Annotated in this window: 22 protein-coding genes; 20 read left to right on the top strand and 2 right to left on the bottom strand. The window is 45.0% G+C overall.

What is annotated here, in order from left to right:
* The first annotated feature begins 2 nt into the window (after positions 1–2).
* Positions 3–503 (top strand): hypothetical protein, encoded by a 501-nt coding sequence (locus tag GTW09_RS06290; RefSeq protein WP_163110931.1) that lies wholly within the window; start codon positions 3–5, stop codon positions 501–503.
* A 3-nt stretch (positions 504–506) separates the two neighbouring features.
* Here the strand turns inward: GTW09_RS06290 and queG are convergent, their stop codons facing one another.
* Positions 507–1,655, bottom strand: a complete 1,149-nt coding sequence (gene queG, locus GTW09_RS06285; RefSeq protein ID WP_163110929.1) for a tRNA epoxyqueuosine(34) reductase QueG — start codon at positions 1,653–1,655, stop codon at positions 507–509.
* A 6-nt stretch (positions 1,656–1,661) separates the two neighbouring features.
* Here queG and GTW09_RS06280 point away from each other — a divergent pair, with 6 nt between their 5' ends.
* From GTW09_RS06280 to GTW09_RS06215, 14 genes are all read left to right on the top strand, one after another.
* Positions 1,662–3,167, top strand: coding sequence for an NAD(P)H-hydrate dehydratase (locus GTW09_RS06280; RefSeq protein ID WP_163110927.1), 1,506 nt, complete (start codon positions 1,662–1,664; stop codon positions 3,165–3,167).
* A gap of 77 nt (positions 3,168–3,244) precedes the next feature.
* Complete coding sequence (gene tsaE / locus GTW09_RS06275) at positions 3,245–3,727, top strand: tRNA (adenosine(37)-N6)-threonylcarbamoyltransferase complex ATPase subunit type 1 TsaE (protein ID WP_071980861.1); 483 nt, start codon at positions 3,245–3,247, stop codon at positions 3,725–3,727.
* Positions 3,728–3,783: 56 nt separating this feature from the next.
* A complete protein-coding gene (locus tag GTW09_RS06270) occupies positions 3,784–5,163 on the top strand; it encodes an N-acetylmuramoyl-L-alanine amidase (RefSeq protein ID WP_163110925.1) in 1,380 nt (459 codons plus the stop codon).
* Between the two features lie 84 nt (positions 5,164–5,247).
* Entirely contained in the window at positions 5,248–7,179 is a 1,932-nt protein-coding gene (gene mutL, locus GTW09_RS06265; protein ID WP_163110923.1) for a DNA mismatch repair endonuclease MutL, read from the top strand.
* 1 nt (position 7,180) lies between these two features.
* Positions 7,181–8,116, top strand: coding sequence for a tRNA (adenosine(37)-N6)-dimethylallyltransferase MiaA (gene miaA / locus GTW09_RS06260; RefSeq protein WP_163110921.1), 936 nt, complete (start codon positions 7,181–7,183; stop codon positions 8,114–8,116).
* Positions 8,117–8,193: 77 nt separating this feature from the next.
* Entirely contained in the window at positions 8,194–8,445 is a 252-nt protein-coding gene (gene hfq / locus GTW09_RS06255; RefSeq protein ID WP_032097709.1) for an RNA chaperone Hfq, read from the top strand.
* Positions 8,446–8,462: 17 nt separating this feature from the next.
* Positions 8,463–9,752 (top strand): ribosome rescue GTPase HflX, encoded by a 1,290-nt coding sequence (hflX, locus tag GTW09_RS06250; RefSeq protein WP_163110919.1) that lies wholly within the window; start codon positions 8,463–8,465, stop codon positions 9,750–9,752.
* 67 nt (positions 9,753–9,819) lie between these two features.
* Positions 9,820–10,971: an FtsH protease activity modulator HflK gene (gene hflK / locus GTW09_RS06245; protein WP_163110917.1), complete on the top strand. Its 1,152-nt coding sequence runs from the start codon at positions 9,820–9,822 to the stop codon at positions 10,969–10,971.
* Positions 10,972–10,976: 5 nt separating this feature from the next.
* Positions 10,977–11,858, top strand: coding sequence for a protease modulator HflC (gene hflC / locus GTW09_RS06240; RefSeq protein ID WP_071980854.1), 882 nt, complete (start codon positions 10,977–10,979; stop codon positions 11,856–11,858).
* Between the two features lie 309 nt (positions 11,859–12,167).
* Positions 12,168–13,769 (top strand): AbgT family transporter, encoded by a 1,602-nt coding sequence (locus GTW09_RS06235; RefSeq protein ID WP_163110915.1) that lies wholly within the window; start codon positions 12,168–12,170, stop codon positions 13,767–13,769.
* 241 nt (positions 13,770–14,010) lie between these two features.
* The gene (gene hemH / locus GTW09_RS06230; RefSeq protein WP_163110912.1) at positions 14,011–15,090 is read left to right on the top strand and encodes a ferrochelatase; all 1,080 of its coding nucleotides are present in this window, start codon (positions 14,011–14,013) and stop codon (positions 15,088–15,090) included.
* Between the two features lie 88 nt (positions 15,091–15,178).
* Positions 15,179–15,592 (top strand): DUF4112 domain-containing protein, encoded by a 414-nt coding sequence (locus GTW09_RS06225; RefSeq protein WP_083595332.1) that lies wholly within the window; start codon positions 15,179–15,181, stop codon positions 15,590–15,592.
* Positions 15,593–15,705: 113 nt separating this feature from the next.
* Positions 15,706–17,346: an acetolactate synthase large subunit gene (locus GTW09_RS06220; RefSeq protein ID WP_163110910.1), complete on the top strand. Its 1,641-nt coding sequence runs from the start codon at positions 15,706–15,708 to the stop codon at positions 17,344–17,346.
* A gap of 31 nt (positions 17,347–17,377) precedes the next feature.
* Positions 17,378–18,805 carry an aldehyde dehydrogenase family protein gene (locus GTW09_RS06215; protein ID WP_163110908.1) on the top strand — a complete coding sequence of 476 codons (1,428 nt, stop codon included), beginning with the start codon at positions 17,378–17,380 and terminating at the stop codon, positions 18,803–18,805.
* 100 nt (positions 18,806–18,905) lie between these two features.
* On the opposite strand, the gene GTW09_RS06210 is transcribed toward GTW09_RS06215, so the two are convergent.
* The gene (locus tag GTW09_RS06210; protein ID WP_163110906.1) at positions 18,906–19,265 is read right to left on the bottom strand and encodes a DUF2237 family protein; all 360 of its coding nucleotides are present in this window, start codon (positions 19,263–19,265) and stop codon (positions 18,906–18,908) included.
* A 242-nt stretch (positions 19,266–19,507) separates the two neighbouring features.
* On the opposite strand from GTW09_RS06210, the gene ubiG reads away from it, so the two are divergent.
* From ubiG to GTW09_RS06185, 5 genes are all read left to right on the top strand, one after another.
* Positions 19,508–20,266, top strand: coding sequence for a bifunctional 2-polyprenyl-6-hydroxyphenol methylase/3-demethylubiquinol 3-O-methyltransferase UbiG (ubiG, locus tag GTW09_RS06205; protein ID WP_163110904.1), 759 nt, complete (start codon positions 19,508–19,510; stop codon positions 20,264–20,266).
* Between the two features lie 378 nt (positions 20,267–20,644).
* Positions 20,645–21,538, top strand: a complete 894-nt coding sequence (locus GTW09_RS06200) for a lipase family alpha/beta hydrolase (RefSeq protein WP_275407099.1) — start codon at positions 20,645–20,647, stop codon at positions 21,536–21,538.
* Positions 21,538–22,506 (top strand): lipase secretion chaperone, encoded by a 969-nt coding sequence (locus tag GTW09_RS17545; RefSeq protein ID WP_163110900.1) that lies wholly within the window; start codon positions 21,538–21,540, stop codon positions 22,504–22,506. The genes GTW09_RS06200 and GTW09_RS17545 overlap by 1 nt, the downstream gene beginning before the upstream one ends.
* A gap of 112 nt (positions 22,507–22,618) precedes the next feature.
* Positions 22,619–23,227 (top strand): glutathione S-transferase family protein, encoded by a 609-nt coding sequence (locus GTW09_RS06190; protein ID WP_163110898.1) that lies wholly within the window; start codon positions 22,619–22,621, stop codon positions 23,225–23,227.
* The gene (locus GTW09_RS06185) at positions 23,227–23,886 is read left to right on the top strand and encodes a glutathione S-transferase family protein (protein ID WP_163110896.1); all 660 of its coding nucleotides are present in this window, start codon (positions 23,227–23,229) and stop codon (positions 23,884–23,886) included. The genes GTW09_RS06190 and GTW09_RS06185 overlap by 1 nt, the downstream gene beginning before the upstream one ends.
* The last annotated feature ends 17 nt before the right edge of the window (positions 23,887–23,903 follow it).

Below are 23,903 nucleotides of genomic sequence, written 5' to 3'. Positions count from 1 at the left end.
TGATGAAACCTTGGTTTCTGCTTTTGCTTGTTTCGTTTGCTGTTATAGCTGGCTTTAAGTTTATTTCTTACAAGCAGAAGCTAGATAACTCGGCAGTGGAGCATGAGCGCCTAAGTAGCGTTCTAGCGCGCTCTCGCTCTACCCAGAATAGCGAGCTCAAGGTGGTGCGCCCTACAGTAAATACAAAGGGCTCAAAAGAAAGTGCCAAGTTTGTTGATGGTGAATCAGAGTTGCGAAGCATTTTGGGGGCATCACCTCAAGCAAACCAGATTTTGTTAGACAATATTGTGTGTTCTGAAGCCTTATGTGAGATAGACGGGGTTTTTGTCGGCACTGTCGAAGAGCTCACTGAAGTGATAAAAAACTTGCCTGCTTCGCCTACCTGGGATGTTGGAACTCTCAATTCGTCAATAAATTCGACGTCTGAAAAGTCAGTACGCTTTTCAGCGACATTTACCCCGAAATTGTCAGTTCAACCAGCGCCAACGTCAATAGGGCGGTAAAACTTATGCATCTCGCGGCAGCCCCTTTTCTACCACTCTAATTAAACGTTTCTGCTGACGCGGTGCTTCATCGCCCTTCTCTTGGGTGGATTTTACATGTAGTTGTTCGATTGCCCAATCGATGTGTCTGTCAACTTGATTGCTCACCATTCCTCGGCGCGCGCGAAGTATCGCGATACTGTCCTCACTATATGCTGCATTGCCAATCGCTACCGCGATATTACGCTGCCACTTCTCATAACCAATGCGACGAATAGGCGAACCCAACGTATTGTGTAAAAAGGTTTCTTCACTCCATGAAAAAAGGGTAGTTAAGGGCTGACCGTGAAGTACCTCTCGGGCGTGAAAGTCTTCCTCTTCGGTGATATCTGCATAGCGATTCCAAGGGCAAACAAGTTGACAGTCGTCACACCCATAAATGCGATTACCCATAAGCGGTCTAAGCGTTTCAGGAATATCCTCGTCCGACTCTATCGTGAGGTAGGAAATACAACGTCTAGCGTCTACCTGATAAGGTGCCACGATTGCATTAGTTGGGCATATAGTCATGCATGCAGTGCAACTTCCACAGCCTTCTTCAACCGGTGAGTCGACTGGAAGAGGCAGGTTGATAAAAAGCTCACCCAGAAAGAACCAAGAGCCCGCTTCTTTATTGAGCGTTAAACTGTGCTTACCCGTCCAGCCTATTCCTGCTTTCTCTGCTATGGCATGCTCTAAAACAGGGGCAGAGTCGACAAAGGGGCGGTATTCAGTTGTACTTAACGCCTGCGTAATTTTTTCACCAAGTTGCTTCAAGCGCTTTCGAAGCACTTTGTGATAATCCCGACCGAGTGCATAACGGCTGATGTAACCAATGTCTGAGGCGTTTAAGTGCTTAGCAAAAGAGGCATCGGGAGGAAGATAATTCATTCGCACGCTTATCACCCTTAACGTACCGGGTACAAGTTCAGCGGGCCTGGCGCGCTTCATTCCATGCGACTGCATGAAGGTCATGTCGCCGTGATAGCCATTATCTAACCATGCCTGCAAATGCGCTTCATGCTGATGCAGATCAATATCGCTTATACCAACTTGCTGAAAGCCTAGCGCTGCTCCCCAAGCCTTGATATTGTGGGTCAATTCAACGAGATCAATAGAATTAATTGCGGACATATTCTCATGCTAGATACTCAACTCACGTCAAGTTTATCATACAAACTATTTAGAGCCGACCAAGTTCGCGAAAACGAAAAGACGGCCGCGGCTAATTCAAACTGCGACATGTTTACGCTCATGCAGCGTGCTGGCGATGCTGTCTTTAAGCAATGCTTAGAGCTGATTCCAAACTCAGATGTTTATCTTGTTCTCGTTGGCCAAGGCAATAACGCAGGAGACGGTTACATAGCGGCCATGAACGCAAAGCTTGCCGGTAAGCAAGTTGACTTGTGTGCCATAGAACCGGAGCGCATTTTAGAAGGCGACGCCGGTATTGCGCAAAAGCGATGGTTAGATTCTGGCGGCGAAATTAAACACTTTAGCACAGAGTTACTAGACCGAGCAGACGTGGTCATAGATGGGTTGTTAGGAACGGGTATTAATAGCTATATTCGCAATGAATTTGCTGATGTGATAGATGCGATTAACAGCAGTAGTACGCCGGTGGTAAGTGTGGACGTACCCTCTGGATTAGACGCGAATACAGGGCAAAGTTTGGGGCGCTGTGTGCAGGCTGACATCACGGTTACCTTCGTTGGAATAAAGCCAGGATTGGTAACGGGGGCTGGTAAACAATCTTGCGGCAAGCTTGTGTACGCAGATTTAGGCATTGGAAACGCGTTTCAGTCATTGGCAAAGCCAAGCGCGACTATGTTGAACATTGACCATTTTAAAGGAATGGGGCCAAGAGATGTTCACAGCCATAAAGGTACTTATGGTCGCCTTCTTTGTATTGGCGGTAATAGAGGAACAGCAGGTGCCATCCGCTTAGCTGGTGAAGCTGCCTTGAGAAGCGGTGCAGGAATGGTGCGGGTTTACACTCACGAATCCTCAATTATTCAAGTGAGTGCCGGCCGGCCCGAATTAATGGTATCCGATAGTCATTTAGAAGACGCGCTCCAATGGGCAAGTTGTGTGGTTATTGGCCCTGGATTAGGGTTAGATGCGTGGTCTGAAAGCACGTTTGCAACAACGCTAAAGCATTGTCAGGCTACTAATAAGCCCATTGTTATCGACGCAGACGCGCTTAATCTTTTATGCAAACAGTCGACAGCCTTTACCTTGTCACAGAGTATTTTAACCCCTCACGCAGGGGAAGCGGCTCGATTACTTGGTGTCTCAGTTGATGATGTAGAAAGCGATCGCTTTAATTACGCTCGTCAATGTTCACAGCGATATCATTCAGTATGCGTATTAAAAGGTGCAGGAACGCTCATTGATAATGAAAAGAAAACATGGGTTTGTCGACACGGTAACCCGGGCATGGCAACAGCCGGTAGCGGCGATGTACTCAGCGGTATTCTAGGTGCGTTACTGGCGCAAGGTGTAGAAACCGATATTGCTGCAAAATACGGTGTGGTTTTACATGCAAAAGCGGGCGACGATATTGCCCAACAGCACGGTCAACGTGGTATGATAGCGAGCGACTTTTTTGATGCAGTACGTAGCCTAATTAACCATAACCAATAGCCTGAGTGTTCAGCGCATTTAACGTAATGGCGTGTAAGGTATCTACTGCGAGGTTTATTTTAGGTGGAATAACGTAGATGTCTTACCCGCAATCCTCATTTTTTGCCAGCGATGTTGATGATACTTCACAACTTGCTCAAGATCTTGCTAACGCAGTATCGAGCCAACTCCCTTCCGATGTGGTGATTTTTCTCAATGGCGACCTCGGTGCGGGTAAAACCACCTTCAGCCGTTATTTTATTCAAGCTTTGGGTCATTCAGGTAGCGTTAAAAGTCCCACGTATACTCTAGTTGAGCCTTATGAGCTAGAGAACGTCAATATCTATCATTTTGACCTGTATCGCTTAGCAGATCCTGAAGAGCTAGAGTTTATGGGCATTAGAGACTATTTTGGTGGGGGCGCTGTGGCGCTCGTAGAATGGTCTGAAAAGGGGGGAGAGTACTTGGCTTCCCCTGACTTAGTGATTAGTATAACAATGTCGACATCGGGGAGACAGTTTAACTTAGAGGCGACAACAGCTCTGGGTGCCAAGCTGCTCCAGCAATGTAAGCGTATATAAAAACAAAAAGCATCTCTTGTGTTAACAGCAAGAGAATGAAGACGTAAAGGCAAACTATGGTGCGCAGTGTAATAACAGTATTAGTATTGTGTTTTATGACACAATTTGTGAATGCTGCACAAAATAAAATTAGCGGCATAAGAGTCTCCCCAGATTCATCAAAAACTCGCATTGTTTTTGACATGAATGGCGCACCAGAATTTACTTATTTCACACTGAAGAAACCGCTTAGAGTTGTTATCGATTTTAAGAACACGTCTGATTCCTTCAAGTTATCTACGGTTAAAAATAGTGGCAGCCTTGTTCGAAAGCTTCGCTATTCAACACCTAAACGTGCAACCTCTGCGCGGGTTGTGGTAGAACTAAATCGCAGTGCCGAGCCTACGCTTTTTGCTATGCCTCCCGAGCAACCTTATGGGCATAGGCTTGTTCTTGATTTGGCGGATAATTTGAAAGATGGAAAACCGGACCCGTCAACTACCGCTAACTCGTTATCGTCAGCAAATACAAGTTCCTCAAAACAACGGGTTATTCTTGATGAGTCTAGCAGCACCCGAGACAGAGATATTATCGTTGCTATTGATGCTGGTCATGGCGGTCAAGATCCGGGCTCAATAGGTCCTTCCGGCACTTTTGAAAAGCACATTACGCTGAGTATTGCCAAAAGGTTGCAGGCTATGGTCGATGCAGAGCCTGGAATGCGTGCAATAATGACGCGCTCTGGCGACTACTATCTTTCACCTAATAAACGTCCGGAAATAGCGCGCAAGAAAAAAGCAGATTTACTGATTTCCATTCACGCTGATGCTTTCACTCAACCCGAGCCGCGAGGGGGCTCTGTGTGGGTATTATCAATGCGAAGAGCGGATACCGAATTGGGCCGCTGGATGGAGCGTACAGAACGACACTCTGAATTATTAGGCGGTGCGGCAGAGGTTATTAGTGATAAATCGAGTGAACGCTATCTGGCGGAAACCATTCTCGGTTTGTCCATGGATCACTCAATGGCGACCAGTCACGATCTAGGTAACAAAGTTATAGAAGAGTTAAAGGCGGTAACCTCGCTGCACAAGAGAAAGCCTCAAGCGGCCAGCTTGGCAGTATTAACATCACCCGATATTCCTTCAATTCTTGTAGAGGTAGGCTTTATTTCTAATCCTCAGGAAGAAAAAAATCTCAACTGGTCAAAATACCGTGAGCGATTGGCAAAAGCCATGTTTAATGCAGCAAAACGATATTTTAGGCAGGTACCTCCAGACGGGACGCTGTGGGCCGCTGAAAAGGCGAAAAACAGGACGCACAAAGTGCGCTCGGGTGAGTCGCTTTCACTGCTTGCACAACGTTACAACGTGCGAGTTAGTCGCATTAAAGAAGCTAACAACTTAAACACCGACGTAGTGAGAATAGGGCAAGTACTCACCATACCCAGTACTTAAAAAAACGCGCATTTCTCGTTCCATAGACTTTTTGCCAAATAAAAAAGTCAGTAAAGCGAATTTACATTCTTACAGGGGGCTTTTTTGCCTATACAACTTTTGTCTCCACAACTAGCTAACCAAATTGCCGCAGGTGAAGTGGTAGAAAGACCTGCATCCGTGGTTAAAGAGCTTCTTGAAAATAGCGTCGATGCGGGCGCTGCGAAAATAGAGATAGATATTGAAAAAGGCGGGCACAAGAGAATTCGTATAAAAGACAATGGCGCGGGTATAGCAAAAGATGAACTTCAACTTGCGTTAAGTCGCCATGCCACAAGTAAAATTTCTACCCTAGACGATTTAGAACAAATTTTATCCCTTGGATTTCGCGGCGAGGCGCTAGCAAGTATCAGCTCGGTGACACGTTTAACGCTAACATCGAAGACACAGGTACAAAACGAAGCGTGGGAAGCCTATTGTGAAGGTCGAGATATGGCTGTAGCCATAAGGCCTGCTGCCCACCCCGTAGGAACCACAATTGATGTGGCGGATCTTTTTTACAACACGCCTGCCCGTCGTAAGTTTTTGCGTACAGAAAAAACAGAGTTCCAACATATTGAAGATGTCGTTAAACGCGTTGCGCTAAGTTACCCCCATGTTTCATTTATCCTTAAGCATAATGATAAGGTAGTAAAACGCTATATCGCCGACAAAGAAGGCAGTATTGAGCGGCGAATAGCCGCCGTTGTGGGACAAAAGTTTGTGCAAAACGCGGTGCATATCAACACCCATTATGACGGAATTACTATTGATGCATGGCTTGGCAACGAGACCATGCTGAGAAGCAGTAACGATTGCCAGTTCAGTTTTGTAAACAGTCGAGGTATGCGGGATAAGCTTATCATGCACGCCATTCGCCAAGCTTATGAAAGCGTATGGGGCGTTTTAGAGCAGCCCAGCTTTGTAGTGTATTTAAGTCTAGACCCCAAAGATGTTGATGTGAATGTTCACCCGGCAAAGCACGAGGTTCGTTTCCAGCAAAGCCGTTTGGTACATGACTTTATTTGCAAAAGCGTATGCGACGCTTTGCATGCACTGAGCAATGACCTTCCCGAGCAAAACAACAGTGCTAGTGCGAGTCATCAACCTAATGATTATATGACTCCAACAGTAGAGCATGGCTATATTCGTCCACTTAGCAGTGCTGATTCCACCACTTCACCTGCACATCGTGGCTCGTCGAACGACTCTTTTACAGGTTCTGTTGGTTCTTCCTTTGTTCGCTCTCAAGAAGGCTTATACGGTGGCGTGAGCACCTCTGGAAATACTTCATCGGCACCCTTATCGTCGTCACCCTCATCGTCGTCACCGTTGTCGTCACCGTTGTTGTCACCGTTGTCGTCACAGGCGACACCATCCCGAGGGCGTCTTACTGATTTTCAAAGGCAAGCAAAAGGGCCTACAGCAGCTTATCAGGCAGGTTTTAATGCACTGATGACTCCAAAAGAAAGTAGCATAGATAACGATGCTTCAAACGAGCTTATGCTATCGTCGGTTAACCTCACTTCGCATCAAAGGCTTTATGTTAATCAGGGCGAGGCGTATTTATTGTCAACGGGTAGCTTAGTGACCAAATGGCTTCTTGCGCTAATTTTTAAAGCAGAGCACGGGCAGCCTTTACTTATGCCTGTGGCAATTAACGCAGACGACGTGAGTAATGCTACGTTAGAAGTGCTAGCGGAATTACACTTTGATATCAACAAAGTGGCAGGTAAATACCGGCTGCAACAAGTGCCAGCAGGCACTAGGCATTTACCCTGGATTAAATGGTTTGAATATTTTCTCTGCGCGCACGTCGATAGCGTACAGAATATTGTTGAAAATGTTGTTGTTCCCCAACAAGAAATTGATGAACAGGTGGACAGCGCAATTTGGTACTGGTTGGAGCAGCAAAGTCAGTCTAAACAATGGGAATACATTGAGCAATTTGCTAAAGTGCGCTCGATAAATGACATATTAAGTACGTGGGGTGAATGAGATGTCAACTGGCATAGATTCTGCTTCTCCAGTACTTGCGATTATGGGGCCTACTGCGTCAGGAAAAACGTCACTGGCGTTGGATGTTGCAAAGCAGACTGACAGCGAAATTATCAGCGTCGACTCTGCCTTGGTGTACAAGGGAATGGACATAGGGACTGCAAAACCCACAGCGCATGAGCAGGGGGCAGTTAAACATCACCTTATTGATATAATTGACCCTAAAGATAGCTATTCAGTGTCGCAATTTGTCAACGATACAACGAGGCTGATTGGCGAAATTCACGAACGGGGCAGGCTACCTATTTTGGTAGGCGGTACAATGATGTACTTTAATGCCTTGATAAATGGAATTTCGTCACTACCTAAGTCAAACGATGTTATTCGCGAACAGATTAATCGTGAGGCTGAGCGCTCTGGGTGGTCAAGTCTGCATGCAGAATTAATGAATGTAGATAAGGTGAGTGGTGAAAGAATTCACCCAAACGACCCACAGCGAATCACTCGTGCTCTTGAAGTGTATCGAAGTACAGGTAAAACCCTGACACACTGGCAAGAGCAAGAGGGCGAAAAATGCCCATATGAAATAACACAATTTGCTATTGCCCCTCAAGATAGGGCTATACTGCATGAGCGCATTGAACGTAGGTTCGATATGATGCTAGCAGAGGGCTTTGAAAGGGAAGTGAAAAAGTTGTACGAAAGAGGTGATCTTAATGAAGGTTTGCCGTCTATTCGTTCTGTGGGTTACCGGCAGATGTGGCAATACTTCGAAGGTCAACTTTCGCAATGTGAGATGCGTGAACGAGGTATTATAGCAACAAGGCAACTTGCTAAAAGGCAGCTTACTTGGCTGCGTGGTTGGCAAGATGTTACGTGGTTAGACACATTTGCTAACGATAATTTGACTAAAATTGCAGCAAAAGTCACACTCTAAATAGGTGAGTGTGTTATATAATAGACGTGCAGCGGTGTGAAAAGACGCCCGCTAATAATAAAAACTAAGGATTACAAATGGCTAAAGGGCAATCATTACAAGACCCATTCTTGAACGCTTTGCGCAAGGAACGTATTCCAGTATCTATTTATCTGGTAAACGGGATTAAACTTCAGGGGCAGGTTGAATCATTTGATCAGTTCGTTATTTTGTTAAAAAACACTGTTAGCCAAATGGTTTACAAACATGCAATATCAACCGTTGTTCCAGCACGTGCTATCACAATGCCAAGTACAACAGGAGATTCTGAAAATACTAAAACTGAATAATTTAAAAGGTAACGCGCTTGTTTGACCGTTATGAAGCCGGTGAACAGGCTGTACTTGTTCATATACATTTTTCTGATGAAAACAGCAAAGAAGACTTAAGTGAGCTAGAGTTACTTGTGTCTTCGGCGGGCGTCAATGCCGTTGAGGTGATTACTACTTCGCGCAGTGCACCGCATGCAAAGTTTTTCGTCGGGTCAGGTAAAGCAGAAGAAATAGCCGCAGCAGTAAAGGCAAACGATGCCAACGTGGTTATTTTCAATCACTCCCTCTCTCCTTCACAGGAGCGAAATCTCGAGGCAGTGTGCAAATGTAGAGTATTAGACAGAACAGGTTTAATACTCGACATTTTTGCTCAGAGAGCGCGAACTCATGAAGGTAAGCTTCAGGTAGAGCTTGCTCAACTGCGTCATATTTCTACACGCCTTATTCGAGGCTGGACTCACCTTGAGCGTCAGAAAGGTGGTATTGGCTTGCGTGGGCCTGGCGAAACTCAGCTAGAAACTGATCGCCGCCTATTGCGCGGTCGTATAAAATCTATTCTCCGCCGGTTAGAAAAAGTCCAAAAACAGCGCGAACAGGGAAGACGTTCACGTAAAAGGGCTGAAATACCGACGGTATCCTTAGTTGGCTATACGAATGCGGGCAAGTCTACGTTGTTTAACACTATTACTGATTCACATGTGTACGCTGCCGATCAGTTGTTTGCAACGCTGGACCCTACACTGAGAAAAATTGAATTACAGGATGTTGGGCCAGCTATACTTGCCGATACTGTGGGCTTTATTCGTCACCTTCCCCACGACCTTGTTGCTGCGTTTAAAGCAACACTGCAAGAAACTCAAGAGGCGGATCTTTTGCTTCACGTTGTCGATATCGCAGATGCGAAATATCGAGAGACCATGGATGAAGTAAATAACGTGTTAGAAGAAATTGATGCAGGCGAGATACAACAATTACTAATCTGTAATAAGATTGATAAACTAGACGATGTCGAACCGCGTATAGAAAGAAACGAAGAGGGTATTCCAACTCGAGTGTGGTTGTCGGCTCAAACTGGAGAGGGTACCGAACTTCTTGGTCAGGCGCTAACCGAGTGTTTAGCAAGAAGTATGGTAAATTACACCTTGAAGATACCGCCGGCACATAGCCGCCTTCGTGGAGTTTTGTATGAATTAAACTGCATATCCAATGAAGAATATGACAACCAAGGCGATTGGGTGGTAGACGTGAGAATGCCTGCTGCCGACTGGAATAGACTTGAGAAACGTCTAGAAAACGGAATATCAGAGTATGTTGTGCGACATTAGTCACTGCGAAAGCCGTGATAATGCATGCGAACTTTAAAAATAAAACTGTAATCTATGGAGTATCAGCATGGCTTGGAATGAGCCGGGTGGAAATAAAAACGACCCGTGGAAGAATCGCGGAGGCCGAGAGCAAGGTCCCCCAGATTTAGATGATGTATTTAAGAACTTATTTGGTAAGTTTGGTAAATCAGGTGGCAATGGTGGCGGTTCAGGTAAAAGCTTAGGCGGTATCGGTGCTGGTATTCTTGTTGGCCTTCTTATAGCCATTTGGGTGATCAGTGGCTTTTACACCATAAGGGAAGCTGAGCGAGGCGTCGTGCTTCGTTTTGGTGAGTATCACAAACAGGTTGAACCTGGCTTGCGCTGGGCGCCTACATTTGTAGACTCAGTCATTCCGGTAGATGTTCAGTCTATTAGAGATCAGTCATCTTCAGGTTCTATGCTTACCGAAGACGAGAACGTGGTTAGTGTGCAAATGGAGATGCAATATCGCGTTGTCGACCCATTCCGCTGGACGTTTGCTGTTGAAAACCCTGAAAAGAGTTTAAGTCAATCATTAGACAGCGCAATCCGTTACGTTGTGGGTCATTCGAGAATGGATGACGTACTCACCGACGGCCGTGAGATGACTCGTCAGCGTGTGTGGGAAGAGCTACAAGGCATTATTGAACCCTACAATATGGGTGTTTCAATTATCGATATGAACTTTAGAGATGCTCGTCCACCTGAACAGGTTAAAGATGCTTTCGATGATGCCATTGCTGCACAGGAAGATGAGCAGCGCTTTATTCGTGAAGCTGAAGCTTATGCGAGAGAGATTGAACCTCGCGCTCGTGGTCAAGTAAACCGCATGAACGAAGAAGCACAAGCTTATAAAGAGCGTGTAACACTAGAAGCGCAAGGTGAGGTAGCACGTTTCGAAGAGCTACTTCCTCAGTTTGAACGCGCTCCTGTAGTAACGCGTGAACGTATATATCTGGAGACAATGGAAGAAGTATTGGGTAACACCAGCAAAATCCTTGTGGACAGTAAAGGTGGAAACAACATGATGTATCTACCGCTAGATAAAATAATGGATCGTCAGCGTGAAAATGCGAAGCCCACATCTAGAAACACGCTAGAAGGGTTGCAGATGCCGGTAACAAATGAGGGCGGTCGTAACCGCAACAGTTCTCCTACATCTGGCTTACGCGGCGACACGTTTAGAGAAGGGAGATAATCGCTATGAAAAATATTATTATTGCTGTTGTTGTTCTCCTTGTTTTGTTGGCGTCGGGTTCTCTGTTTGCCGTTAAAGAAGGCGAGAGAGCTATAGTTATACAATTTGGTAAAATTCAGCGAGATGAAGCCACAGGTGAGACGAGAGTGTTCACGCCTGGGCTGCATTTCAAGCTACCTTTTATCGATTCCGTACGTCACCTTGATGCACGTATTCAAACGCTAGATGGAACACCTGACCGCTTTGTAACAAGCGAGAAGAAAGATCTTATCGTTGATTCTTATGTGAAATGGAGAATTGATGACTTTGCTCGCTATTACTTGTCTACAGGTGGTAATAAGCTGCAAGCCGAGGCGCTTTTGAAGCAGAAAGTGAACAATGGGTTACGCTCTGAGTTCGGTACACGAACAATTGCGCAAATTGTATCAGGTGAGCGTTCTGCGCTGATGAACCAGGCTATGGAACAAGCATCTACGTCCTCAGATGAGTTGGGCATACGTATTGTTGACGTGAGAGTAAAGCAAATTAACCTGCCAACGGAAGTTAGTAACTCTATCTTCCAGCGTATGAGGGCAGAGCGCGCCGCGGTTGCACGTGAGCACCGCTCAGAAGGTCAAGAGCAGGCGGAAGTTATTCGCGCCAATATTGATGCTAAAGTTACCGTAATGCTGGCTGACGCAGAGCGTAATGCACGACAGCTTCGCGGTGAAGGTGACGCACTAGCTGCTCAAATTTACGCCGACGTTTACTCTAAAAATTCAGACTTCTACAGCTTCCTTCGCAGTATGGACGCGTACAAGAAGAGTTTCTCAAGTAAGCAAGACGTCATGGTTATTGCACCAGACAGTGATTTCTTCAAATACATGAACCAATCACAAGTCAAATAAACGCTTCTAAACTTAGAAAAGCCGCTTTGCAAAGCGGCTTTTTTGTGCCCGCTGTAAATTTATAAGCTACTGTTTTTGCATGATAACACCTGTTTTTGCATGAGTAGCGTAGACGCAAATAACACCTCATTTATCGCTTACCCTGCCAAAATTAGTGTAATTCCGATAAAATGCCGCCGAACTTATAATAAACGTGTCGCATATTCATGCGTGACTTTTTGTTTATTCACGCATATCACACTAAGTTGCGTTGCCTTCCCAGCAGCGCGTATTTAAAAAAAGACACGACATAACGACAGAGGGAACGTTTTGACAACGGATAATAATAAAACAACGTCTACCAGTAATAATGGTGGACAGAGCGGTCTATTTTCACGATTTTTAGCGACGGTAGAATGGCTTGGTAATCTACTTCCACATCCTGTAACACTGTTCGCACTACTGTCACTATTCATAGTGGTGCTAAGCGGCATCCTTGGCTACTTTGATTTAGCCGTTGCCGATCCTCGCCCTGAAGGTGCAAAGGGAAGAGAGGCTGATGGGATGATTGAAGTCATCTCGCTAATGAGCGCAGAAGGGCTGCAGCGTATTGTTACTGGGTTGGTGACCAACTTTACAGGCTTCGCCCCACTAGGCACTGTGTTAGTCGCGTTGCTTGGTGTATCGGTGGCCGAACATTCTGGTTTACTGTCGGCGGCTATGCGGGCACTGGTAATGAATGCTTCTAAGCGTGCGGTGACTTTTGCTGTGGTGTTTGCTGGTATCGTTTCAAATACAGCATCTGAGCTGGGCTATGTGGTTCTCATCCCGCTTGCGGCAATGATATTTCATTCTTTAGGAAGACACCCCTTGGCGGGCTTGGCGGCAGCCTTTGCTGGCGTATCGGCGGGGTACAGTGCCAACTTGTTGCTAGGTACGGTAGATCCACTTCTTTCTGGTATAACCGAAGCAGCGGCGCACATGATAGACCCAGACTACGCGGTTGGTCCTGAAGTAAACTGGTACTTCATGTTTATCAGTACCTTTGTGGTGGCCACAATGGGCGCGTTGGTTACCGAAAAGGTGGTTGAGCCGCGACTTGGGCAGTACGACCCTAGTGAAGCGTCTATCGACTTAGGTAACCAGTCAATGGACGCTCCAACCGAATTAGAGAAAAAAGGCCTGCGTTGGGCTGGCATTTCATTTGCTCTCGTGTGTGGTGTTTTAGCGTTTACCGTAGTACCTGAAAACGGTATTTTACGCCATCCTGAAACCGGTGAAGTAGCTGGTTCGCCGTTTTTAAAAGGCATTGTTGCCTTTATCTTTATTACTTTTGCGGTACCTGGCTTTGTGTATGGCAAAGTAACAGGCTCTATGAAAGGCGACAAAGACGTTATCGATGCTATGTCGAAAAGTATGGGTGCCATGGGGCTTTATATTACCCTGGTATTTTTTGCCGCGCAGTTCGTAGCATTCTTCAAATGGACAAACCTAGGTACGGTATTAGCGGTAAAAGGTGCGGCGCTGCTACAAGCTGCCGGTTTAGATGGACCTTCGGTATTCATTCTATTTATTCTTATGTGCGGCGTTGTGAACTTGTCTCTTGGCAGCGCTTCGGCACAGTGGGCAGTCACTGCACCCATATTCGTACCTATGCTAATGCTTATTGGCTATGCGCCAGAAGTTATTCAGGCGGCGTATAGAATTGGTGACTCAGTGACCAATGTTATTGCACCTATGATGAGTTATTTCGGACTCATACTCGCCATGGCGGCTCGATATAAGAAAGATTTGGGTATGGGTACCCTTATCGCCATGATGTTGCCATACTCCATGGTTTTCGTTGTGGGCTGGACTATTCTCTTCTATATATGGGTATTCTTGCTAGGCATGCCGGTAGGGCCAGGGGCAGCGACTTATTATCAACCTTAAGGATTTCGTTGTTAAAAGAAAATAAAATGAAGGCCGTTAGAATGTAACTTAGGTTTATTACTAACGGCTTTTTTGTTGCTTCTCATTATCGGCGCTAAGAAAGCTTTCCCTATTCACTTAAGTAGTTTCCATCTTAAAAACCTATTAACGCAATTGGGTTTTAATCGGGCTTTAAACGATCACAAATGTCTCTAACTCAGTATAATACCCATATTGCGTTGTACTATTTGGACTGCTGTTAATGAAATATAAATCGAACAAAGGCTTTTCCCATTCACAAGCTGACAAAATAGGGGTGCTAGTTACTAACTTAGGAACTCCTCAAGCACCTACTAAGCAAGCACTTAGACCTTACCTAAAAGAATTTTTGTCAGATCCACGAGTAGTAGAAGTTCCACGTATCATCTGGTGGTTTATTCTTAATTTGATTATTTTGAATATTCGTCCAAAGCGGTCAGCCGAGGCATATTCTACGGTATGGACAGACGAGGGCTCGCCGTTACTATCTATTACCAAAGCGCAGTCGAATGCCATTGCAAAACGCTGTAAAGAAAAGTACGGCGATGATGTTATTGTCGATTTCGCAATGCGCTATGGCCAACCTGCTATCAGCGATACCATCGATAAAATGCTCGCAAATGGCGTAAGAAAATTAGTGGTATTACCGCTTTATCCTCAATACAGCGCATCAACTACCGGCTCTACCTTTGATGCTATTGCCAATGACTTTACTAAACGCCGCTGGCTACCTGAATTGCGCTTTGTGAATCATTACAACGATAGAGATAACTTTATTGAGGCCTTGGCCAACAAAGTACGAGCGCACTGGGAAAAGCACGGTCGCGCTGACAAGCTTATTCTCTCCTACCACGGTATTCCAAAGCGTTACTTGATGAATGGCGACCCTTACCACTGCGAATGCCATAAGACGTCTCGCTTACTTGCTGAAAAGCTTGGCCTATCTCATGATGAATATATGACTACATTTCAGTCTCGGTTTGGCCGAGAGGAATGGTTGAAGCCCTACACTGATGAAACGTTAAAAGGGTTGCCGGGCAAAGGGGTAAAATCCATTCAGGTTATGTGCCCTGGCTTTTCAGCCGATTGCTTGGAAACCATTGAAGAAATTGGCGAAGAAAACCATGAGTATTTCATGGAAGCGGGTGGCGAGCGTTACGAGTACATTGACGCACTTAACAGCGACGAAGAGCACATTGATGTACTGTTTGATATTGTTCAGGAAAATCTTCATGGTTGGACAGTAGAGTCGGATAACTCTGTGCGTGCAGGTTTGGCAAAAGCACTCGGCTCTGAGGTATAAGTTAAAATATATAGCTAATACAAAGCAGGCAAGGTTTTGAGTCTCTCAATGCTTTGCCGTTAATCATTACAACCTAATAGGAATGAATATGGACGTTAAAGCACCAAGCGCATTACTAAAAGCACAAAAACTGGCAAACCTATTAGATACCGCAATAAAACTTCCCTTTATCCCTATCAAAATTGGTCTAGATTCGATTGTTGGTTTAATCCCCGGGGCGGGTGACGCTCTAATGCTGTTTGTCTCTCTTAGAATTGTATGGTTGGGTAAGTCGCTGGGAATGCCTTCAGCTCTTGTCGCACAGATGGTTAAAAACTCTGCCATAGATTTCGGTTTGGGCTTCATTCCGTTTATTGGCGATCTTATTGACGTGTTTTACAAAGCGAACCAAAAAAACGTTCGGATAATGGAACGTTGGTGGATTAGCGAAAATAAATCGCAAGTTGATGAAGCCACTAGGCAGAAGCTTGAGCAGTGGGAAGCTGAACAGCAAAAAAGCTAAACGCAAATACGCCAAAGACGCCTATAGTTATAGCGACATAAATCGTTTTTAACGTTATCGCCGTAGCAACTAACTCAAACCAATATACAACTCGACAAAGGAGTGTGTGGTAAATGAAAGCGTCTGACCTATTTGTAAAGGCTCTTGAAGCGGAAGGTGTAGAGTACGTCTTTGGCATTCCAGGTGAAGAAAACCTCGACCTGCTTGAATCATTGCGTTCCTCCAACATAAAGCTCGTACTCACTCGTCATGAGCAAGGCGCGGGATTTATGGCGGCGACATACGGAAGGCTCACCGGAAAAGTAGGCGTTTGCCTCGCCACACTAGGCCCAGGTGCGACCAACCTCGTTACGCCAGCTGCATATGCTCAATTAGGCGCCATGCCTATGTTAATGATAACTGGCCAGAAACCGATAAAAACCAGTAAGCAGGGGCGCTTTCAGGTCATTGATATCGTCGACATGATGCGTCCTATCACCAAATTTACCAGTCAAGTCGTTAGTGGCGACAGAATTCCCTCTACTGTGAGAGAAGCTTTTAGAATTGCTCACCAAGAAAGACCCGGTGCCGTTCATATTGAACTTCCAGAAGATATAGCCGCAGAGCAGACTACAGCGCAGCTACTCGAGCCTAGCGTAGCAAGGCGGCCTATTGCTGAATACAAAGCCGTGTCCTCTGCGGTTGAAATGATAGAGAAAGCGACGTCACCGCTGCTACTCATTGGTGCGGGTGCAAACAGAAAACTAACTGCCAAAATGCTGCGGGAGTTCGTAGATAAAACGTGTATCCCTTTTGTTACTACACAAATGGGTAAAGGGGTTCTTAACGAGAGCGACCCGCGCTTTGCCGGCAACACCGCATTATCTGATGGCGACTTTGTTCACAGAGCAATTGAGCGAGCCGACCTAATTATTAATGTGGGCCATGACGTGGTTGAAAAACCACCGTTCTTTATGCACCACAACGATAAAAAAGTCATTCATGTTAACTTCGATCCTGCTGCCGTTGATCCTGTTTATTTTCCGCAGCTTGAAGTGGTTGGCGACATCGCCAATAGTATTTGGCAAATCAAAGAGGCGATAACGCCACAGGAAGATTGGAAACTCGATTTCTACAAAGACGTACACGAAGCGTATGTTCACCACAGAGCGGAAGCTGAAGATGATAGTCGTTTTCCAATACTGCCTGAACGCTTTGTCAGAGATATACGAAAGGTGATGCCTGATAATGGCATAGTCACGTTAGATAACGGTATTTACAAAATATGGTTTGCCCGTAATTACCCTGCTTACCACCCCAATACCTTACTGCTTGATAACGCATTGGCGAGTATGGGAGCTGGGCTTCCATCAGCCATGGCTGCAAAACTTGTGCATCGCGATGTGCCTGTGCTGAGCGTATGTGGTGATGGCGGATTTATGATGAATAGCCAAGAGATAGAGACGGCAGTAAGGCTTAAGCTCGATTTAGTCGTGATCATCCTTCGTGACGATGCCTACGGAATGATTAAGTGGAAACAGGCTAACATGGCGTTTGATGAGTTTGGTTTAGATTATGGTAATCCAAACTTTGTTAAATACGCTCAAAGCTACGGGGCCCAGGGGTGGCGGGTGGATGACGCAGATGTGCTGATACCTATGGTCGAGAGCTGCCTGAAGACTCCAGGGGTTCACATTATCGACTGTCCTATCGACTACAGCATGAATGACAAAACCCTAAATAAAACCATAAAAGAACTCAGTGCTAAGCTCTAACCACGAGCAAGGCAAAACAAAAGGAGCCGATATGTTGAAGGAAAGCTATCCATACTATCTTGCAAGTGAAGCGATTTATGCGAACACAGACCTCGATGTCACCAATAAGTATACCGGTGAAGTAGCAACACAAGTTGCGATTGCCGATGCAGATACCATCGATAAGGCAATTGCTGCGGCAGACAACGCTCAGCGTGCAATGACTGCCTTAGCCCCCTTTGAGCGTCAGTCAATACTTGAGCATTGCGTTAAGCGTTTCACTGAGCGTTCAGACGAATTGGCACAGGCGCTATGCATTGAAGCGGGCAAGCCAATTAAAGATGCAAAGGGTGAGGTAAGTCGTCTTATTGATACGTTTAAAATAGCAGCTGAAGAGTCGGTTCGCATTAACGGTGAAGTGGTGAACTTAGAAATTTCAGCAAAAGCCAAAGGTTATCAAGGAATGACGAAGAAGGTGCCTATTGGACCATGCTCCTTTATTTCACCTTTCAACTTTCCGCTAAATTTAGCTGCACACAAGGTGGCGCCAGCCATTGCTGCGGGGTGTACATTTGTATTAAAACCTGCTTCTAGAACGCCTATTGGTGCGCTGATTATAGGTGAAGTGTTAGCTGAAACCGCGTTACCTAAAGGAGCGTTTTCAATTTTGCCCTGTAGCCGGGACGGCGCAGATCTCTTCACAACAGACGAGCGTTTGAAATTGCTTAGCTTTACCGGCTCTCCAGATGTGGGTTGGGCACTTAAAGCTAAAGCGGGCAAAAAACCTGTAGTTTTAGAGTTAGGAGGCAATGCAGCATGTATTGTCGATGAAGATGCTGATCTTGATGATGCTATCGAGCGCATTATTATTGGTGCTTATTATCAATCTGGACAAAGCTGTATTAGTGTTCAGCGATTGTTGGTTCACAGCGCTATATATGATGACTTTAAAGCGCGTTATGTTGAAAAAGTTAAGTCATTGGTAAGCGGCGACCCGTCTAGCGAAGATACCTTTATCGGGCCAATGATTTCCGAAGGTGAAGCGCAGCGACTGCACGACTGGATTACCTCAGCAGCAAAAGCCGGCGGTAAAATATTGTGCGGTGGCACCCGTGATGGTGCAATGCTTGAAGCTACAGTAATGGAAGATGTTCCAAAGGACTGCGATGCAAGTGCTGAAGAGGCATTTGGACCTTTATCGGTTCTTTATTCTTTTGACACCTATGAAGAAGCCCTCGCTGAAGTCAATAACAGCCGATACGGATTGCAGGCTGGCGTGTTTACCCGCGACATCTACAAAGCGCATAAAGCGTGGAATGAGCTGGATGTAGGTGGTGTGGTTATTGGTGATGTGCCTAGCTGGCGAGTCGATAACATGCCTTACGGTGGCGTAAAAGACTCTGGTTTAGGCCGAGAAGGTATTCGTTATGCCATTGAAGATATGACCGAAACCCGTCTTATGGTGCTTCGAACCCCGTAGCTGAAAAAGCATGCTTTACCAATATGGTAAAATGAGAACAGCAAAGGCGCTATCAAGCGCCTTTAGTTTTTCTTAGCAGGTTTGAGGCCTAATACAAGTCTTACTGTGCTGCATACTCTTCAAGTACGGCCAATGGAATAACATCAAGCGCCTTTTCGTGGGTAGCTTCAAGACGTACTTTAGGTGCAACGCCAGCCTCATAGGCTTGCAGCCAACGACTCGCGCACAAACACCATCTATCACCTGCTAATAATCCGGAGAACTCCATGCTTGGCCAGGGAGTAATAAGGTCGTTACCTTGGCGTAATGAAAATTGTAGAAACTCATCTGTCACTACCGCACATACGCTATGGTTACCCACGTCGGCCGAAGGTACATAGCAAAATCCTTCTCTCGTAAAGCCTGCGTTGCCACAACACAACTGAAGTGGGCGGCCATAAACATTTTTTGCGTTCGCCAAAATCAAATACCTCGCTGAATACGTATCTAGAATTAATCAGTGTATACGGTTTTGTTGAAAAAGGGATGCATTGCATCTATCCATCGCAACGACCTAGCGTAGATAATAACAACGTCATGCATTGAATGCGTAAGACTTGAACACGCTTGGAGAAGTTGATATCAGCCAGTCAGGTAACTGATTGACTATAGTGCACTCATTTGCGATACACATCGAAAAAATATTGTTGAGGTAACAAATACATGTTGGATAAAAGCACCAAAAGTGGCAACGTCAATTTTTCTGAAGAAGAGATAGCCCGATTTGATGCTCTAGCAGAGACCTGGTGGGATCCGAAAGGTAAATTTAAAACCGCACTCGATTTCAATAAGGCAAGACTTAGGGTGATCGAATCGCAAATAAAAACACATTTTGAATGTGCAGATACCCATTCTCCCCTCACTGGATTATCGATTATCGACATTGGCAGCGGTGGTGGGCTTATCAGCGAGCCTTTAGCTTCTTTAGGTGCCACCGTGACGGGAATAGACGCAAGCGCGGTTAGTGTTGGGGTGGCAAAGCGACATGCCCAGCAAAATAACGTAGATGTGGAATATCGCCATCAACTCTCAAGCGAAGTAGTAAAAGAAGGCAGACAGTTCGATGTGGTTATCAATGCTGAAGTTGTTGAACACGTGCCAGATCAAAAACAGCTTATCGAAGAGTGCGCTAGTATGGTGAAGCCAGGGGGGTTACTGATACTGGCCACCCTGAATAGAACCATCAAAAGCTTCGTTATCGCTATCGTTGGCGCAGAATATGTAATGCGTTATTTGCCCATTGGCACCCACGATTGGCGCAAATTTGTTACCCCTACAGAGCTATCAGAGTGGGTAGGTGATAAATTTGATCTTCATCATCAAGTAGGCATGAAGCTCAATCCCTTTACCTCCACCTGGCACACCACTTCAAGCCTTGATGTGAACTATATTCAAGCCTACGCGCACAGAAATAAAGGCTAAGTTCTCACTATTACCCAAAGTAAGTATTTCCTGTGGCTATGCTCGCTATCTACTTTATAAATAGTATTGGCGAGTATACGTTAATTACTCGCTATCTTATTGATTAGCTTGATTTTTGATCTTTTGTTTTTCATTAATACTTTAATTTATCGAAAATAAAAAGATTAACTCTCTCCTTTATTTCTTGATATTTACATTGTGTTTACATAAAAATAACAAAGGTCTGACCACAGACCACTGTCTATAGCGGGTCTCAGAATTTAAGAGGCTTTTGTTGTAGAGACTGTTGTTAAAAAAATAAGCGTTCATAAAGAACGGATTAATGGGACACACATGAAAACATTCAAGAAAGTTTCACTGTTACTCGCCGTTATTTGCATGGCATTTGCCGGCCATGTATCTGCATCTACTTATGCTAAAACAAAGTATCCAATTGTCTTAGTGCACGGCCTTTTTGGCTTTGAAGACATATTGTTTGTCGATTACTTCTACAAGGTTCCGCAAAAATTAACTCGAAATGGTGCGCAGGTTTACATTGCTGAAGTTTCACCTGCTAACTCTACTGAGGTGCGAGGCGAGCAATTACTGGACTATATCGATGATGTACTTGCGCTTTCAGGCGCAGATAAAGTGAATTTAATTGGACACAGTCACGGCGGACCCACTGCGCGTTACGCGGCTAGCGTTGCCCCGAATAAGGTGGCCTCGGTGAGTTCAGTGGGCGGAGTAAACTGGGGCAGTAAAGTGGCTGATCAGTTGCGTAAAGCGATTGCCGAAGACTCATTTCAGGAAGATGCCGCTGGCGTTGTTGTCAATGCCTTCGCAAATATCATCGAGATAGCGTCAGGATCTGACCCTAGAGACAAACCAACAGATTCAATCGCTGCTTTAAACTCGCTGTCTACAGAAGAAACCATTGCATTTAATCAACGCTACCCCGAAGGAATGCCTTCAGCGTACTGTAGAAATGATGGAAAAATGTTGGCAGAAAACGGCGTGTTCTATTATTCGTGGAGCGGTGGAAAAACGTATACTAATGCACTCGATGTCGTAGACCCGTTTCTCGCCATTACAGGCACTGCTTTTAGTGAGCCCAATGACGGCTTGGTGGCTACTTGTAGTTCACATTTAGGCAAAGTAATACGCGACAACTATAGAATGAACCACCTTGATGAAGTAAACCAAAGCTTTGGTATCACACATTGGTTTGAAACGAACCCTGTTAACGTGTTTATTCAACAGGCAAATAGACTGATGCGCCAAGGCCTATAGTGAAAAAAGTAGTAGTATATGGAGGGCTTCTCGCTCTCCTATTAGGTGCATTCTTAGCAATACAATTAGGTCATGCACCTTATCCCTCTGTGCATTCCAATTCTGTAGAGCGTTCGAGTTCGCCTACAACAGTAACTGGAAGCCATGCCACAGCGTCTTTTATTAGCCCCAAGCTTGTTGCAAAACCTGATGATACCCATTCTAGCGATAACAAGCGGGTGCCATTTAGGCTTGATAATCGCGTTAGAGACAAGTTTGAACTGTTTATCGCGGAACATTCGGAAAAAGCCCCACTTACCGTAAAGCTCGCCTTTGTTAAGAGTAGCTTACTCACTTATACAGAAGAGACTCATGACTATGCGGTGGGCCTATTCGCTCGTTATGTAGATTACAAGGTCGCATTGGCCGATGAAAATGTCGAAATAGATACCGTAAATTTTTCTCTGCAAGATATAAGAATAAAACTCGATGAAAGGGTTGATATAAGGCTGCAGTTTTTTTCTCAAAATGAATATGACTATTTATTTGGTCAAGATGAACACACTGATAATGAAGCACTATCTAGATTGGCAATTGCACAGGATGACACCTTATCAAGAGCGCAAAAAAAAGATGCCATCATCGAATCTCTCGAAGTAGCAAGCGATAGGGATGCATTCAAACCAACCATAGATATTCATAAAATTAAAAAAATAAAGCAGCAATATAAAGATAATAACTCTCGTTTCAGTGCCATCAGTGCGGAGTTTGGCGATGAAGTGGCGCAACGTTTTGTTGAATTGTGGAGTGAACAAGAGGGATGGGAGAAAAAAATAGAGGGTTATCGTCTCTATTTAGCGCAGTTGAATAACAATGACGTATCAAAAGAGGCTCACCACGAATTACTCCGCGAATATGAAGAGCAACACTTTACAAGTAACGAGTTAAAACGAGTAAAAGTGCTTGTGAGTCGAAAAGACCCTCTTTAGCCAAACAGGTATAACCATTCAGTGGTTGAATAGACTAACCTTAATTAAGAGTGATTTGATCCTACTTTCACTTGTCTCTACTCTAGAAAAAAACAAAAAGGTCCCTGCAACCATGAAAATATATGAAACAAAAACAGCGCCTAACCCCCGTCGAGTGCGCATGTTTCTCGCTGAAAAGGGTATTGATATGGAGTATGTTCAAGTCGATATTCAGAAGGGGGAAAACCTTAGCGCAGAGATGAGAGCAAAAAATCCTCTCGGCAAAATACCCATTCTCGAATTAGACGACGGAACCTGTATTGCAGAGACAGATGCCATATGTACTTATTTTGAAGCGCTGCATCCAGAACCATCGCTGATGGGAAGCACCGCGCTAGAGAAGGGCACCATAGCGATGTGGCAGCGACAGGTGGAATTGGCGCTAATGCTTCAAGTGGGAATGTGTTTTCAACACACCACGGGATACTTTAAGGATCGCATGGTGCCTGTTCCGGAATATGGAAAAGAGGCGGGTATTAATGCGTCGAAATACCTCAACATTCTAGAGCGAAGATTAGAGCTAAACCCCTTTATAGCGGGGGATAGTTTCTCTATTGCAGATATCACCGCACTATGTGCTATCGATTTTGCGCGGGTGGTCAATATTAGAATCAAAGATGAGCAAAAAAATCTTCTTCGTTGGTACGACACTGTAAATAACCGAGCGAGTGCAAAAGCCTGATGATTGAACTTTATACCGCTGCGACTCCCAATGGCTGGAAAGCCTCAGTGGCGCTTGAAGAAATGGGGTTAGAATATACGGTAAAGCCGGTAAATTTGTTGAAAGGTGAGCAAAAAACCTCTGAGTTTCTCGCCATGAATCCTAATGGTCGTATACCTGTGATTGTAGATAAGAGCGAAGGTGATCATGTCGTCTTTGAGTCTGGCGCTATTATGATTTATCTGGCTGAAAAAACGGGGATGTTTCTTCCTAATGATAACAAAGGCCGTAGTAAAGTATTGCAGTGGCTCATGTTTCAAATGGGTGGCGTAGGTCCAATGATGGGGCAAGCAAATGTGTTCTATCGCTACCTAGAAGAAAAAATTCCAGTGGCTATCGACAGATATCAAAACGAAGTAAGACGATTGTTCGAAGTGTTGGATGGGCATTTGGCAAACAATGAATACTTAGTAGATGACTATTCTATAGCTGATATGGCTAATTGGTGCTGGGTAAGAACCTACGAGTGGTCAGGAGCAAGTATTGACGGGTTGGACAATCTTACTCGTTGGAAGAACAGTATAGAGGCTCGTCCCGCAGCGCGAAAAGGCGTTGAAGTTCCCAATAAAATTGATAAAGAAGCACTTCTCAAAGGGGCAAAAAACGTTGTCACCCGATAGTGTTCTCTTTTTAGGGC

It is taken from the genome of Alteromonas hispanica (assembly GCF_010500915.1).
GTDB classification, from domain to species: domain Bacteria; phylum Pseudomonadota; class Gammaproteobacteria; order Enterobacterales; family Alteromonadaceae; genus Alteromonas; species Alteromonas hispanica.
This window is presented reverse-complemented; position numbering and strand designations above follow the sequence as displayed.

Bases quoted from the DNA above. Each gene is read 5' to 3' on its own strand.
- hemH (WP_163110912.1), top strand. From the start codon at position 14,011: ATGAAATATAAATCGAACAAAGGCTTTTCCCATTCACAAGCTGACAAA.
- hflC (WP_071980854.1), top strand. From the start codon at position 10,977: ATGAAAAATATTATTATTGCTGTTGTTGTTCTCCTTGTTTTGTTGGCG.
- miaA (WP_163110921.1), top strand. From the start codon at position 7,181: ATGTCAACTGGCATAGATTCTGCTTCTCCAGTACTTGCGATTATGGGG.
- hflK (WP_163110917.1), top strand. From the start codon at position 9,820: ATGGCTTGGAATGAGCCGGGTGGAAATAAAAACGACCCGTGGAAGAAT.
- GTW09_RS06225 (WP_083595332.1), top strand. From the start codon at position 15,179: ATGGACGTTAAAGCACCAAGCGCATTACTAAAAGCACAAAAACTGGCA.
- GTW09_RS06215 (WP_163110908.1), top strand. From the start codon at position 17,378: ATGTTGAAGGAAAGCTATCCATACTATCTTGCAAGTGAAGCGATTTAT.
- GTW09_RS06200 (WP_275407099.1), top strand. From the start codon at position 20,645: ATGGCATTTGCCGGCCATGTATCTGCATCTACTTATGCTAAAACAAAG.
- GTW09_RS06280 (WP_163110927.1), top strand. From the start codon at position 1,662: ATGCTAGATACTCAACTCACGTCAAGTTTATCATACAAACTATTTAGA.
- hfq (WP_032097709.1), top strand. From the start codon at position 8,194: ATGGCTAAAGGGCAATCATTACAAGACCCATTCTTGAACGCTTTGCGC.
- GTW09_RS06185 (WP_163110896.1), top strand. From the start codon at position 23,227: ATGATTGAACTTTATACCGCTGCGACTCCCAATGGCTGGAAAGCCTCA.
- GTW09_RS06220 (WP_163110910.1), top strand. From the start codon at position 15,706: ATGAAAGCGTCTGACCTATTTGTAAAGGCTCTTGAAGCGGAAGGTGTA.
- queG (WP_163110929.1), bottom strand. From the start codon at position 1,655: ATGTCCGCAATTAATTCTATTGATCTCGTTGAATTGACCCACAATATC.
- GTW09_RS06270 (WP_163110925.1), top strand. From the start codon at position 3,784: ATGGTGCGCAGTGTAATAACAGTATTAGTATTGTGTTTTATGACACAA.
- GTW09_RS06290 (WP_163110931.1), top strand. From the start codon at position 3: ATGAAACCTTGGTTTCTGCTTTTGCTTGTTTCGTTTGCTGTTATAGCT.
- ubiG (WP_163110904.1), top strand. From the start codon at position 19,508: ATGTTGGATAAAAGCACCAAAAGTGGCAACGTCAATTTTTCTGAAGAA.
- GTW09_RS06190 (WP_163110898.1), top strand. From the start codon at position 22,619: ATGAAAATATATGAAACAAAAACAGCGCCTAACCCCCGTCGAGTGCGC.
- tsaE (WP_071980861.1), top strand. From the start codon at position 3,245: ATGTCTTACCCGCAATCCTCATTTTTTGCCAGCGATGTTGATGATACT.